Annotated in this window: 8 protein-coding genes; 7 read left to right on the top strand and 1 reads right to left on the bottom strand. The window is 42.8% G+C overall.

From position 1 onward, the window contains the following. Nucleotides 1-54: 54 nt before the first annotated feature. Nucleotides 55-2,094: a methionine--tRNA ligase gene (metG, locus tag H8796_RS04155; protein ID WP_117932765.1), complete on the bottom strand. Its 2,040-nt coding sequence runs from the start codon at nucleotides 2,092-2,094 to the stop codon at nucleotides 55-57. Between the two features lie 936 nt (nucleotides 2,095-3,030). Here metG and H8796_RS04150 point away from each other — a divergent pair. From H8796_RS04150 to H8796_RS04125, 7 genes are all read left to right on the top strand, one after another. After that, nucleotides 3,031-5,091 carry an acetate--CoA ligase family protein gene (locus H8796_RS04150; RefSeq protein WP_117932767.1) on the top strand — a complete coding sequence of 687 codons (2,061 nt, stop codon included), beginning with the start codon at nucleotides 3,031-3,033 and terminating at the stop codon, nucleotides 5,089-5,091. Between the two features lie 99 nt (nucleotides 5,092-5,190). Further along, a complete protein-coding gene (locus tag H8796_RS04145) occupies nucleotides 5,191-9,207 on the top strand; it encodes a two-component regulator propeller domain-containing protein (RefSeq protein WP_117932769.1) in 4,017 nt (1,338 codons plus the stop codon). Nucleotides 9,208-9,262: 55 nt separating this feature from the next. After that, nucleotides 9,263-10,270, top strand: a complete 1,008-nt coding sequence (locus tag H8796_RS04140; RefSeq protein ID WP_117932771.1) for a family 43 glycosylhydrolase — start codon at nucleotides 9,263-9,265, stop codon at nucleotides 10,268-10,270. Between the two features lie 39 nt (nucleotides 10,271-10,309). Continuing rightward, nucleotides 10,310-11,605 (top strand): Gfo/Idh/MocA family oxidoreductase, encoded by a 1,296-nt coding sequence (locus tag H8796_RS04135; RefSeq protein WP_117932773.1) that lies wholly within the window; start codon nucleotides 10,310-10,312, stop codon nucleotides 11,603-11,605. Continuing rightward, the gene (locus H8796_RS25330) at nucleotides 11,602-11,844 is read left to right on the top strand and encodes a hypothetical protein (protein WP_117932775.1); all 243 of its coding nucleotides are present in this window, start codon (nucleotides 11,602-11,604) and stop codon (nucleotides 11,842-11,844) included. The genes H8796_RS04135 and H8796_RS25330 overlap by 4 nt, the downstream gene beginning before the upstream one ends. A 26-nt stretch (nucleotides 11,845-11,870) precedes the next feature. Next, the gene (locus tag H8796_RS04130; protein ID WP_117932777.1) at nucleotides 11,871-13,289 is read left to right on the top strand and encodes a Gfo/Idh/MocA family oxidoreductase; all 1,419 of its coding nucleotides are present in this window, start codon (nucleotides 11,871-11,873) and stop codon (nucleotides 13,287-13,289) included. Between the two features lie 62 nt (nucleotides 13,290-13,351). Continuing rightward, a complete protein-coding gene (locus H8796_RS04125) occupies nucleotides 13,352-14,701 on the top strand; it encodes a DUF1080 domain-containing protein (protein WP_117932779.1) in 1,350 nt (449 codons plus the stop codon). Nucleotides 14,702-14,766 lie beyond the last annotated feature (65 nt).

Raw genomic sequence — 14,766 nt, 5'->3', positions numbered from 1 at the left:
ATGAAAAGGCTATACGTGATGATAGCTTTTCATGTATTCCCTATTCTAGTTTTATTATTTTACTTCGCTGCCCGGCTTCACCTCACGTCCCGGCATGATAACTGCCAGACTGCCATCGTTGTTTTCGGCACTTAGAATCATGCCTTCGCTGACGATACCTTTCAGTTTGCGCGGAGCAAGGTTGGCGATGAAGCAAACCTGTTTGCCTACCAGTTCTTCCGGTTGATAATGCTTGGCAATACCCGATACGATGGTACGTGTTTCCAGTCCGTCGTCGATTTTGAATTGCAGCAATTTATCCGCTTTCGGTACTTTCTGACATTCAAGAATGGTACCCACACGGATATCCAGTTTCTCAAAATCCTCGAAGGCAACGTTTGCCCGGATAGGATTGGCTTTGTAGTTGGCTTCCTCGTTTGCTTTCTTAGTATCGAGCAACTTTTGTACCTGTGCTTCGATAGTAGCGTCTTCAATCTTCTCGAACAATAATTCCGGTTTGTTCAACTGGTGGCCTACGGGAAGAAGGTCGTCACGTCCCAGTTCAGACCATTCGAAAGTATCCATGTTCAGCATTTTGCGGAGTTTTTCCGAGCTGAACGGCAAGAATGGGTCGAAGGCGATGGCAAGGTTGGCAACCAGTTGCAGGGAAATGTTGAGGATGGTTCCTACACGTTCCATATCTGTCTTAGCCAGTTTCCACGGTTCGGTGTCGGCCAGGTATTTGTTTCCGATACGTGCCAGGTTCATGGCCTCTTTCTGTGCATCGCGGAATTTGAATACGTCGAGCAGTTTTTCTACTTCTGCTTTCACGTCTGCGAATTCTTTCAGCGTTTCCTTGTCGTAGTCGGTCAGTTCGCCTTGTGCAGGTACGCGCCCGTCGAAGTATTTTTGAGTCAGCACCATTGCACGGTTTACGAAGTTGCCGTATACGGCTACCAGTTCGTTGTTATTGCGTGCCTGGAAGTCTTTCCAGGTGAAGTCGTTATCTTTCGTTTCCGGTGCATTGGCGGTCAGTACGTAGCGGAGTACGTCCTGTTTGCCTGGGAAGTCAGCCAGATATTCGTGCAACCATACGGCCCAGTTGCGGGAAGTGGAGATTTTGTCTCCTTCGAGGTTGAGGAATTCGTTGCTCGGCACGTTGTCCGGCAGGATATAGCTGCCTTCTGCTTTCAGCATGGCAGGGAATACGATGCAGTGGAACACGATGTTGTCTTTTCCAATGAAATGGATCAGGCGGGTTTCGGGATCTTTCCACCAAGTTTCCCAGCTGTCGGGGAGTAGTTCTTTGGTGTTGGAGATGTAGCCGATAGGTGCGTCGAACCATACGTAGAGTACTTTCCCTTCTGCTCCTTCTACTGGCACAGGGATTCCCCAGTCGAGGTCACGGCTCACGGCACGTGGCTGCAACCCCATGTCGAGCCAGCTTTTGCATTGGCCGTATACATTGGGACGCCATTCTTTGTGGTCTTCCAGAATCCATTTGCGCAGCCATGCTTCGTGTTTGTCGAGAGGAAGATACCAGTGCTTGGTTTCTTTCATCACCGGTTTGCTGCCGCTGATGGCGCTTTTCGGGTTGATAAGATCTGTAGGAGAAAGTGAGGTTCCGCACTTTTCGCATTGGTCGCCGTAAGCGCCTTCCGAATGGCAGTGAGGACATTCTCCGGTGATATAACGGTCGGCAAGGAATGTTTTTGCTTCCTCGTCGTAATATTGTTCGGATGTTTTTTCGATGAATTCTCCTTTATTGTATAATGTTTTGAAGAAATCCGAAGCCAGTTGGTGATGCGTCGGTGAAGTGGTGCGACTATACACGTCGAATGAGATACCGAACTCTTTGAATGATTCCTTAATCAGCGAATGATAACGGTCTACTACATCCTGTGGAGTAATTCCTTCTTTCTTGGCACGGATGGTGATAGGCACTCCGTGTTCGTCCGAACCTCCGATGAATAATACATCTTCTTTTTTCAGACGCAGATAGCGTACATAGATATCTGCCGGCACGTATACACCCGCCAGGTGACCGATATGGACAGGACCGTTCGCATACGGCAGTGCCGATGTGACGGTGGTTCTTTTGAATTTCTTTTCCATTATATAGTGTGATTTTTGTTGTTTTCAGCTTTGCAATGTGCAAAGATAGTGACTTTTCACCACAGATTACACGGATTAACACAGATTATTTCATTGAAAAGTGGTCACAGAATGAAACAGGAACGTTTCGTAATAAAAAAACAGGTAAAAAGAAAGTGTTTTACCCTGATATAAGTTGGCTAGAAAATAGCCAATTTGTATCGGGGTATTTTTATATTTTCTATTATGTTCTATTTTTAAGATTGAAACAGATTAGGAGTATCTAAATTGTATTCTAATAAAAGAAGTGACGTATAAAATACTGTATGAATATGCGGAATAAGTAATCTTTCTTGAATACAAATGAGTGAATATTCATGATTGTTGATAGAATCATGAATCATTGCTTTTAAAGGAAGACTTCGTTCCTTTTAAAGAAACGGTTTATTGGTCAGTGAGAAGTACTTTCTTGCTTTTAAACGAAAGGACAAAAGGGCATTTAGAATACTTGTTTTGTGCTGGTTGCTGTCGAATAGGTAACATGTGAGTTGTTTCTATTTGAACTTATATTTGCAATAATCTGCTCCTGAAATTAGGAATTTTGCCTTTTTGATGTTGAATCGAATGATTTAAAGTCTGTTTTGTGTGAATATGGATTATGCAACTTGCTTATCCTTCAAGTTTTCCAATATACTCCGGACTCATCTTGTATATTTTTGATTCTGTATGAGTTTTATGTCCATTTTTTCTGCATAAAGTAATATTCTGTTCTAATGATAAGAATTACATGGTAAGATTATAGCTTTGCATTTCAATAAGTCAGTATAATCTATATAATTTCTTGCTCATTTCCTCTTTTATCATCTATTTCCATCTATATTTCTCCCCTTTTTCTTTCTTTTTTCTCGTAAGAAAGAATATATTTGTACCTAAGTTAAACGAAAACCAAAGCATGATATGATAACAACCCAGTTGCTTCGTCCTGAAAGCATTGTCGTAGTAGGGGCATCGAATAATGTGCATAAGCCGGGTGGCGCAATATTAAAGAATTTGATAAATGGAGGTTATCGGGGAGAACTTCGGGCGGTGAATCCGAAGGAAAAGGAAGTACAGGGAGTTCCCGCCTTTGCGGACGTGAATGATCTGCCGGACACAGATCTGGCGGTGTTGGCTGTACCTGCTTCAATGTGTCCTGATATAGTGGAAACATTGGCTAGTAAAAAACAGACCAGGGCATTTATCATACTTTCGGCAGGTTTTGGTGAAGAAACTCACGAAGGAGCACTGTTGGAAGAACGTATTCTGGAAACAGTCAATAAATACGGGGCCTCATTGATTGGACCTAATTGTATCGGATTGATGAATACATGGCATCATAGTGTGTTCAGCCAGCCGATTCCTAATTTGAATCCGAAAGGAGTGGATTTGATTTCCAGCTCCGGTGCTACGGCGGTATTTATTCTGGAAAGTGCTGTGACAAAAGGTTTGCAATTTAATTCTGTTTGGTCGGTGGGAAATGCCAAGCAGATCGGGGTAGAAGATGTATTGCAGTTTATGGATGAAAACTTTGATCCTGAAAAAGATTCCCGTCTGAAACTGCTTTATATTGAAAGTATTCAGAATCCGGACCGGCTGTTATTCCATGCCTCCTCTTTGATTCGAAAAGGATGCAAGATTGCAGCAATCAAAGCTGGCAGTTCGGAGAGCGGAAGCCGGGCGGCATCTTCCCATACAGGCGCAATTGCCAGTTCCGATTCGGCAGTGGAGGCTTTGTTCCGTAAAGCGGGGATCGTACGCTGTTTCTCCCGCGAGGAATTGACTACCGTAGGTTGCGTGTTTACTCTGCCCGAATTGAAAGGAAAGAATTTTGCCATTATCACCCATGCCGGAGGCCCGGGGGTGATGCTGACAGATGCGTTGAGTAAAGGCGGACTGAATGTCCCTAAACTGGAAGGAGAAATAGCCGAAGAGCTAAAAGCTCAACTATTCCCTGGTGCTGCCGTCGGGAATCCTATTGATATTCTGGCTACCGGAACACCGGAGCATCTGCGTCTTTGTATCGACTACTGCGAGGAGAAACTCGACAATATAGACGCCATGATGGCCATCTTCGGAACTCCGGGACTGGTTACCATGTTTGAAATGTATGATGTGCTTCATGAGAAGATGCAGACTTGCAAGAAACCGATTTTCCCTATCCTTCCTTCTATTAATACAGCCGGAACAGAGGTTGCCGCCTTCCTGGCAAAAGGACACGTGAATTTTGCAGATGAAGTGACCTTGGGCACTGCTCTTTCCCGTATTGTCAATGTTCCTAAACCGGCAGTTCCTGAAATTGAACTGTTCGGAGTAGACGTACCGAGGATTCGTCGCATTATCGATTCTATTCCGGAGAATGGTTATATTGCTCCCAATTACGTACAAGCATTACTGCATGCTGCGGGTATTCCGCTGGTAGATGAGTTTGTTTCCGATAATAAAGAGGAGATAGTAGCCTTTGCACGTCGGTGCGGATTCCCGGTAGTTGCCAAAGTCGTTGGTCCTGTGCATAAATCGGATGTCGGTGGTGTAGTTCTGAACATCAAAAGCGAGCAACATCTGGCACTGGAATTCGATCGTATGATGCAGATTCCTGATGCAAGGGCAATTATGGTACAGCCGATGCTGAAAGGTACGGAACTGTTTATCGGTGCAAAGTATGAAGAGAAGTTCGGTCATGTGGTACTTTGCGGTTTGGGAGGTATTTTTGTGGAGGTGCTGAAAGATGTGTCTTCCGGTCTGGCCCCGCTCTCTTACGAAGAAGCCTACTCAATGATTCATTCGCTGCGTGCCTATAAAATCATTCAGGGAACACGGGGACAAAAAGGAGTCAACGAAGATAAGTTTGCTGAAATTATTGTTCGTTTGTCCACCTTGCTACGTTTCGCTACAGAAATCAAAGAAATGGATATAAATCCGCTTCTAGCAACACAAAAGGCTATTGTAGCAGTTGATGCGCGTATCCGAATAGAAAAATAGGACTATTCTTTCATTCATTGAGACATATTTACTATCTTTCCGCTGTGATTTTGCCTACATTTGGTAACTCAAACGGAAAGATAGAAAACACGTATGTTTATGAAGAAAGTTCTAATACTTTTAATCTGTTTAATAGGCTATCAGATAGGCTGCCATGCGCAAATGGTGGACGAACATTACTATTTTAAAAATCTTAGTGTACAAAACGGATTATCCCAGAATACGGTCAATGCGATTTTGCAGGACAGGCAAGGCTTTATGTGGTTCGGCACCAAAGATGGCTTGAATAGATATGACGGTTTGTCATTCCGTAAATTCAAACATGATGACCGTACCCGGCAGAGCATCGGAAATAATTTTATCACAGCGCTTTATGAAGATGCGAAAGGAGATATCTGGGTAGGTACTGACGTAGGACTTTATATTTATAATCCTGAAAAAGATTCTTTCCGGCACTTTGCTGAATTGAGTGAGGAAAACACTAAAATAGAACATACTGTAACTGCAATTTCCGGAGACAACAAAGGATGTGTCTGGGTGGCGGTAGAATCACAGGGGTTATTTTGTTATGACCTAGAGGAAGGAAAACTCCGGAATCATACGTTAAAAAACTTTTCTTTTCTTACCACTAATATCCAGTCTTTTGTCTTCGATAATAGCGGAACTCTCTGGATCGGTTGCTATGGAGATGGGCTTTTTTATTCAAAAGACCATTTAAAAACTCTTCAGCCTTATGTCTCGCCCGTGGATAACAAGGAATTTTATGCGAACGACGTAGTGACCTGTATTGTGAAAGGTGCATACAATTGTCTGTATGTTAGTTCTTTAAAGGGAGGGGTGAAAGAACTGAATCTGACTTCAAATAAATTACATGATTTACTTTTCGAAGATGAAACCGGAGAGTCTGTTTTTTGTCGTGAACTGCTGGTTGCTTCTGACAATGAACTGTGGATTGGTGCAGAGTCGGGACTTTATATTTATAATCTCCGGACGGCCAAATATGTTCATTTGCGCAGTTCGATCAATGATTCTTATTCTTTGTCCGATAATGCTATTTATTCATTGTGCAAGGATCGTGAGGGGGGCATTTGGATTGGTTCTTATTTTGGAGGCGTGAACTACTATCCCCGTTTTTATACGTATTTCGAAAAATATTATCCAAAAGGAACAGATAATGGTTTGCATGGAAAACGAGTACGTGAGTTTTGCCAGGATAATCAGGGTATTCTGTGGATTGGTACGGAAGACGGTGGTTTGAACCGTTTCAATCCGAAGACCAAGACTTTCTCCTTCTTTACACCCAGCAATGCTTTTACAAATGTGCATGGGTTGTGTTTGATTGATAATTATCTTTGGGTAGGAACCTTCTCAAAAGGAGTGAAAGTGGTGGATACGCATACGGGGGCTATTGTGAAAACCTATCAGAAAACAGATTCTCCCCGTTCATTGATAGACAATAGTGTGTTCTCTATTTGCCGCACAACGACAGGTGATATTTACCTGGGAACTTTGTTCGGCTTGCTGCGATATAATAAACAATCTGATGATTTCGACCGGATACCGGAATTGAACGGCAGGTTTGTATATGATATAAAGGAAGATTCCGGTGGTAATCTATGGTTGGCAACTTATGCAAATGGAGCCTATTGTTACAACGTGAGTGAAAAGAAATGGAAGAACTATTTGCACGATAAAAATAATCCGAAGAGTCTTCCGTATGACAAGGTATTGAGTATTTTTGAAGACTCTCACCGGCAAATTTGGCTGACTACCCAGGGAGGAGGATTCTGTCGTTTTCAGCCGGATACGGAAACATTCGCCAATTATAATTTGTCGGCCGGATTACCAAACGATGTTGTATATCAGATTGTGGAGGATAAAGATGGATTTTTGTGGTTGACAACCAACAACGGTCTGGTTTGCTTCCAACCCACCACTGGAGTGATGAAAGTATATACCACCTCCAATGGCTTGTTAGGCGACCAGTTTAATTATCGTTCAAGCTTTGAGACTGAAGATGGTACGATCTATCTGGGTAGTATCGATGGTTTTATCGCTTTTAATCCCAAGAATTTCTCGGAGAATAAGTTCATTCCGTCTGTTGCCATTACTGATTTTTTTCTGTTTGGTAAGGAGGTATATGCCGGCGAACCGGGATCTCCGTTGGAGAAGAGTATAACTTTCTCCGACCAGCTTGTGCTTCAATCCAATCAGAATTCTTTTTCTTTCCGTGTAGCAGCGTTGGATTTCCAGGCTCCAAAAACGAGCCGGATTATGTATAAACTGGAGGGCTTTGATACGGATTGGCTGACGGTTGGCGAAAGCCCTATCGTTACTTATTCCAATCTTCGTTATGGTGATTATATCTTCCGGGTGAAGGTTGCTAATAGTGACGGCGTATGGAGTGACGACGAAGTGTCATTAGGGCTACATATTCTTCCTCCTTTCTACCTCTCTATATGGGCGTATTGTGTGTATGCTTTGCTGATTATCGGCTGTTCACTGTATACGGTTATGTATTTCAAGAGACGTAGTAACAGCAAGCACCGCAGGCAGATGGAGAAATTCGAGCAGGAGAAAGAACGGGAAGTCTACCATGCAAAGATTGATTTCTTTACGAATGTGGCCCATGAGATACGTACACCGTTGACGCTGATTAAAGGTCCATTGGAAAACATTATATTGAAGAAACAGGTCGATGCGGAAACGCGGGAAGACTTGAATGTAATGAAGCAGAATACGGAACGGCTGTTGAACCTGACTAACCAGTTGCTTGACTTCCGTAAAACGGAAAGTCAGGGATTCCGTTTGAATTTTGCGAAATGCAATGTAACGGAGGTATTGAAAGAGACTCATGTGCGTTTTACTTCCCTTGCCAAACAGAAAGGCTTGGAATTCACCTTGCAAGTGCCTGAAAAGGACTTCTATGCACATGTGAACCGGGAAGCGTTTACGAAGATTATCAGTAATCTGTTGAATAATGGGGTGAAGTATGCTGAAAGCTATGTACACATATCCTTGGAAGTGCCGGAAGCGGATGATAACAATTCATTCTGTATTCGTACGGAGAATGATGGAGTGATTATTCCCAATGAGATGAAGGAGGAAATATTCAAGCCTTTCGTTCGTTTCAATGAAAAAGAAGACGGCAAGGTGACTACCGGAACAGGAATCGGCCTGGCTCTTTCCCGTTCATTGGCCGAGCTGCATCAAGGGACGCTGGCTATGGGAGAAGGAGAGAAAAACAATACTTTCTGTCTGACCTTACCGATTGTTCAGGATATGACAATTACCTTGACTCCGGAACCGGAAGTTGAAATAGACAGAATGAGTGGGATTCATGCCGGGGAGACGGAAAAGAAAGATAACCGACCTACAGTGCTGGTTGTGGAAGACAATCCGGATATGCTTGCTTTCGTAGTGCGTCAGCTGTCGAAAGAATATACTGTATTGACCGCTACCAATGGTGCGGAAGCGTTGCAAGTATTGGACGGTAATTATGTGAACTTGGTAGTTAGTGATGTAGTGATGCCTGTGATGGATGGTTTTGAACTGTGTAAGACGATTAAGTCGGATTTGAATTATAGCCATATTCCCGTCATCCTGTTGACTGCGAAGACAAATATCCAGTCTAAGATAGAAGGGATGGAGTTGGGAGCCGATGCTTATCTGGAGAAGCCTTTTTCTGTGGAATATTTGCAGGCTTGCGCTTCCAGTCTTATTCAGAACAGGGAGAAATTGCGTAAGGCTTTTGCACAGTCTCCTTTTGTGGCAGCCAATACGATGGCGTTGACGAAGGCTGATGAAGATTTTATAAAGAAATTGAATGAGGTGATTCAAGTGAATTATAGTAATCCGGAATTTAGTATGGATGATATGGCGGACAGCTTGAATATGAGTCGTTCCAATTTCTATCGGAAGATAAAAGGGGTGCTGGATTTGAGTCCGAATGAATATCTTCGTCTGGAACGTTTGAAAAGGGCTGCTCAATTATTGAAAGAGGGAGAAAACCGGGTAAATGAGATTTGCTACATGGTAGGATTCAATTCTCCGTCTTATTTTGCCAAGTGTTTCCAAAAACAATTTGGAGTGCTTCCAAAAGATTTTGTAAGTTAATATTAATTTAGAGCTATAAAGATAAGGTAAAAAGGAACCTTAAAAGAATGATTTAATGAAAAAGTATGTAAATTTGTTCGTTTTCGTTTTCATGGTAGGTGCTTGTTTTTCACAGGGGAAAGCACAGACAAAATCTGCAGTGAGCTATAAGAATCCCGTTGTAGATATTGCCATGCCCGACCCTACGGTAATTAAGGCTGCGGATGGGTATTTTTATGTGTATGCCACCGAATCTACCAGAAACGTTCCGATCATGAAGTCGAAAGACCTGGTGCAATGGACTTACTGCAACACGGCATTCACAAATAAAACTCGTCCCAGATTTGAACCTAAAGCTGGAATTTGGGCACCGGACATCAATTATATTAATAATAAATATGTACTTTATTATGCGATGTCGGTGTGGGGAGGAGAACAGACGTGTGGAATTGGAGTAGCTACGGCCAACTCTCCACAGGGACCTTTTACAGATCATGGTAAGATGTTCCGTAGCAATGAGATCGGTGTACAGAATTCGATTGATCCCAGCTTCCTGCAATATGAAGGGAGAAACTATCTGGTTTGGGGTAGCTTCCGGGGAATATATGTTATTGAGCTGACTGAAGATGGTCTGTCATTGAAGCCGGGAGCGGAAAAAAAGAGAATAGCAGGAACAGCTTTTGAAGCTGCCTATATTCATAAGCACGGCGATTATTATTATATGTTTGCCTCTATCGGAAGTTGTTGCGAGGGAATTAGGAGTACTTATAAAGTTGTAGTGGGCCGCTCTAAAAAAGTCTGGGGACCCTACAAAGATAAGTCGGGCAAACCGATGTTGAAGAATGGTTATTCTTTGGTGATAGGTGCGAATAATCATTTTGTAGGCAATGGACATGGCTCACAGATTATCCGGGACGATGCCGGGCAAGACTGGCTTTTGTATCATGGATTTTCAAGATCGGCTCCGGAGAATGGGCGTATCCTGTTACTGGACCAGATTAAGTGGGATAAAGAAGGATGGCCTTATGTAGAAGGCGGAGCTCCTTCTTATGAAATACAAAAAGCACCTATATTTAATAATTGATTTTCAGATGAACTAATTATAATCTTAAATACCACAAGCATGAAACATACCCCTATTAGCAGGCGGGATTTTCTAAAGAATTTAGGCATGGCCGGGGCTGGCACTCTTCTTGCAGCAAGTCCTTGGCTTTCTGCTTTTTCGGAGGTGACGAACACCTCAAACGAAAAGTGCCGTCTGGCAATTATCGGTCCTGGTTCCCGGGGACGTTTTTTAATGGGATTTCTGGCTAAGAATCCCAAAGTCGAGATCGTAGCATTGTGTGACATTTATAAACCGTCTATCGAGAGCGCGTTGGAACTTGTGCCTAATGCCAAAGTGTATGGAGACTACCGGGAAGTACTGGAAGATAAGTCGATAGATGCCATACTCGTAGCTACCCCTCTTAGTTCGCATTGTAAAATCGTGCTGGATGCTTTCGACGCAGGAAAGCATGTATTCTGTGAGAAGTCGATAGGTTTTACGATGGAAGAGTGTTACCGTATGTATCAGAAACATCGTAGCACGGGAAAGATTTTCTTCACAGGTCAACAACGCTTGTTCGATCCTCGTTACATCAAAGCGATGGAGATGATTCATGCGGGTACCTTCGGTGAAATAAATGCAATCCGAACTTTCTGGAACCGGAATGGTGATTGGAGACGCTCGGTGCCTTCACCCAATCTGGAACGCCTGATAAACTGGCGTCTCTACAAAGAATTCTCGAAGGGGCTGATGACGGAACTCGCTTGCCACCAGCTTCAGATCGGAAGTTGGGCTTTGCGTAAGATTCCCGAAAAGGTAATGGGGCACGGTGCCATTACTTACTGGAAGGATGGCAGAGATGTGTATGACAATGTGAGTTGTGTATATGTCTTTGATGATGGGGTGAAGATGACATTTGACTCCGTTATTTCCAATAAATTCTATGGACTGGAAGAACAGATCATGGGTAACCTTGGCACGGTAGAACCGGAAAAAGGAAAATACTACTTTGAGAATGTGGCTCCTGCACCGGCTTTCCTGCAGATGGTGAATGATTGGGAAAACAAAGTTTTCGATTCTCTTCCTTTTGCCGGAACGAGTTGGGCTCCGGAAACTGCAAATGAAAACAATGGAGAGTTTATTATAGGAGAACGTCCCAAGAGTGACGGTACGTCCTTGTTGCTGGAAGCGTTCGTTGAAGCCGTCATAACACAAAAACAACCGGAAAGAATAGCGGAAGAAGGATATTATGCAAGTATGCTTTGTTTGCTGGGACATCAGGCATTGGAGGAAGAGCGGACACTCTACTTCCCTGATGAGTATAAAATAGACTATCTGAACCATCAATCTGTAAAAACACCCGAAGCTGTATGAAAGACACGATTGTAACCGCACGACGAAAGAAAATAGAGTTAATTACTTTACTCATTTGTTTCGTAGTATCCAATTTGATACACCTCTATGCAATTATTGCTTATCATGCGCCATTTACGGAGATGATAACCTCTATTTTCTATATCATCATATTTGCTTTTGTGCTTTATGCTTTTTGGGGGATTTTACGTCTCTTGTTTTATGGGCTACGGGCATTGTTTACTCGTTCACGAACTTAATCAATATCAATGAAAATAAATAACTTATGGTAACACGAAGAGATTTTCTGAAAACGATGTCAATGGCTTCTGCCGGATTGGCGTTGGGAGCAGGTGACTTACTGCATGCTCAAACGATTTCACCCAAGAAAGGAAGAGGTGACAAGGTAAAGATAGCCTATATCGGCATTGGTAACCGCGGGGAACAGATTATTGAGGATTTTGCGCGGACAGGTATGGTAGAAGTGGTAGCGTTATGTGATGTGGACATGGGTGCCAAACATACGCAAAAGATAATGGCTAAATATCCGAAAGCAAAACAGTTCAGGGATTTCCGTCAGATGTTTGATAAAGCCGGTAATGAGTTTGATGCTGTAGCGATTGCTACTCCCGACCATTCACATTTTCCGATCAGCATGCTGGCATTGGCATCCGGAAAACACGTATATGTAGAAAAACCGCTGGCGCGTACTTTTTATGAAGCGGAGTTGTTGATGCAGGCTGCGCTTAAACGTCCTAACTTGGTTACCCAGGTAGGAAATCAGGGACATTCTGAAGCAAACTATTTCCAGTTTAAAGCTTGGATGGATGAGGGAATTATCAAAGACGTTACCGCTATCACTGCCCACATGAATAACCCGCGCCGTTGGCATAAATGGGATACTAATATCTACAAACTTCCTTCGGGACAGCAACTGCCGAAAGATATGGATTGGGACACCTGGCTCGGAGTTACCCCTTATCACGAGTATAATAAAGATTATCATTTAGGACAATGGCGTTGCTGGTATGATTTTGGTATGGGTGCATTGGGCGACTGGGGGGCACATATCCTCGATACGGCTCACGAGTTCCTGGAACTGGGATTGCCTTATGAAGTCACCATGCAATACGCAAATGGTCATAATGATTATTTCTTCCCTTATTCTTCCACGATTCTCTTCCGTTTCCCACAACGTAAAGGAATGCCCCCGGTAGACATTACCTGGTATGACGGTCTGGATAATCTTCCTCCTATTCCTGCCGGTTATGGAGTTTCGGGATTGGATCCGAACATTCCTTCGACGAATCAGGGAGATACTCCTGCGGCTAAATTGAATCCGGGAAAGATTATCTATACGAAAGACTTAATCTTTAAAGGGGGTAGTCATGGAAGCACTTTGTCTATTATTCCGGAAGAGAAAGCGAAAGAGATGGCTGGCAAATTACCGAAGGTTCCTAAAAGTCCTTCCAATCACTTCGAGAACTTCTTATTGGCATGTAACGGCATTGAAAAGACGCGCTCACCGTTCGAGATCAACGGTGTTTTGAGTCAGGTGTTCTCACTGGGTGTAATGGCTCAACGTCTTAATACACAACTGTTCTTTGACAGTCGTACGAAGCAGATTACAAATAATGAATTTGCTAATGCAATGTTGGCAGGACTTCCGCCGCGTAAGGGTTGGGATGAATTTTATAAATTATAAATAGAAAATAGTTTTCTCATCCCTTTATCGAATATAAGGGGATGGAGAAGGACCAATAAATAATCATGAAAAATATTGTATTAACTTTACTTTTATTTTGTGCCGCTTCGTTGGGTGCACAAAACTGGGAACCTCTTTTCAATGGAAAGAACTTGAAAGGATGGAAAAAATTGAACGGCAAAGCCGAATATAAAATTGTAGACGGTGCGATTGTAGGCGTATCTAAAATGGGAACTCCCAACACTTTCTTGGCAACTACAAAGAACTATGGTGACTTTATTCTTGAATTTGACTTCAAGATAGATGATGGTTTAAATTCCGGTGTACAGCTTCGCAGTGAAAGCAAGAAAGATTATAAGAAAGGGCGCGTACACGGTTATCAGTTTGAGATTGATCCTTCTAAGCGCGCTTGGTCGGGTGGCATTTATGATGAGGCACGTAGAAACTGGCTTTATCCTTTGACGCTGAATCCGTCTGCAAAAACTGCTTTTAAGAATAACGCATGGAATAAAGCCCGTATTGAAGCTGTTGGTAATTCGATCCGTACTTGGATAAACGGAGTACCTTGTGCTAATATATGGGATGACATGACTCCTGTAGGTTTCATTGCTTTGCAAGTGCACGCTATTGGAAATGCGGCAGATGAAGGGAAAACTGTTAGCTGGAAGAATATCCGTATTTGTACGACGGATGTAGAACGCTATCAGACACCGGAAACGCAAGCTGCACTAGAAGTGAATCTGATTGCCAACACGATTTCTCCTAGTGAAGGAAAAGAAGGCTGGGCTCTATTATGGGATGGTAAGACTACTGACGGATGGAGAGGAGCTAAAATCTCTACTTTCCCCGCAAAAGGCTGGAAGATAGAAAATGGTATTTTGAAAGTAATGAAGAGTGGTGGAGCTGAATCTGCTAATGGTGGTGATATTGTGACTACCCGTAAATACAAGAATTTTATTCTGAAAGTAGATTTCAAGATTACTGAAGGTGCAAATAGTGGAGTTAAATATTTCGTAAATCCGGGGCTGAATAAGGGTGAAGGTTCTGCTATCGGCTGCGAATTCCAGATTCTTGATGATGACAAGCATCCTGATGCAAAACTGGGTGTGAAAGGTAACAGAAAGCTGGGTTCTTTGTATGACTTGATTCCGGCTCCAAAAGATAAGCCTTTCAATAAGAAAGAATTCAATACTGCTACTATTATTGTAAAAGGCAATCATGTAGAACATTGGCTGAACGGGGTTAAGCTGATTGAATATGATCGTAACAATGATATGTGGAATGCATTGGTAGCATACAGTAAATATAAAAATTGGCCTAATTTCGGAAATCCGGAGGAAGGTAATATACTTCTTCAGGACCATGGAGATGAAGTATGGTTCAAGAACGTGAAGATTAAAGAACTGAAATAGTTCCGTTTTCTGGTTATTGGGAGATGCGCTAAAACTCCTTTATGATTTTTATTCAGGCACGGATT

The organism is Bacteroides sp. M10 (assembly GCF_014334015.1).
Classification (GTDB): Bacteria; Bacteroidota; Bacteroidia; order Bacteroidales; family Bacteroidaceae; genus Bacteroides; species Bacteroides intestinigallinarum.
Note: the sequence above shows the minus strand (reverse complement) of the source record. Positions and strands in the feature narration are given on the sequence as shown.

What these genes read in the sequence shown, in the direction of transcription:
- metG (WP_117932765.1), bottom strand. Translation starts at nt 2,094, where the DNA reads ATGGAAAAGAAATTCAAAAGAACCACCGTCACATCGGCACTGCCGTAT.
- H8796_RS04150 (WP_117932767.1), top strand. Translation starts at nt 3,031, where the DNA reads ATGATAACAACCCAGTTGCTTCGTCCTGAAAGCATTGTCGTAGTAGGG.
- H8796_RS04145 (WP_117932769.1), top strand. Translation starts at nt 5,191, where the DNA reads ATGAAGAAAGTTCTAATACTTTTAATCTGTTTAATAGGCTATCAGATA.
- H8796_RS04140 (WP_117932771.1), top strand. Translation starts at nt 9,263, where the DNA reads ATGAAAAAGTATGTAAATTTGTTCGTTTTCGTTTTCATGGTAGGTGCT.
- H8796_RS04135 (WP_117932773.1), top strand. Translation starts at nt 10,310, where the DNA reads ATGAAACATACCCCTATTAGCAGGCGGGATTTTCTAAAGAATTTAGGC.
- H8796_RS25330 (WP_117932775.1), top strand. Translation starts at nt 11,602, where the DNA reads ATGAAAGACACGATTGTAACCGCACGACGAAAGAAAATAGAGTTAATT.
- H8796_RS04130 (WP_117932777.1), top strand. Translation starts at nt 11,871, where the DNA reads ATGGTAACACGAAGAGATTTTCTGAAAACGATGTCAATGGCTTCTGCC.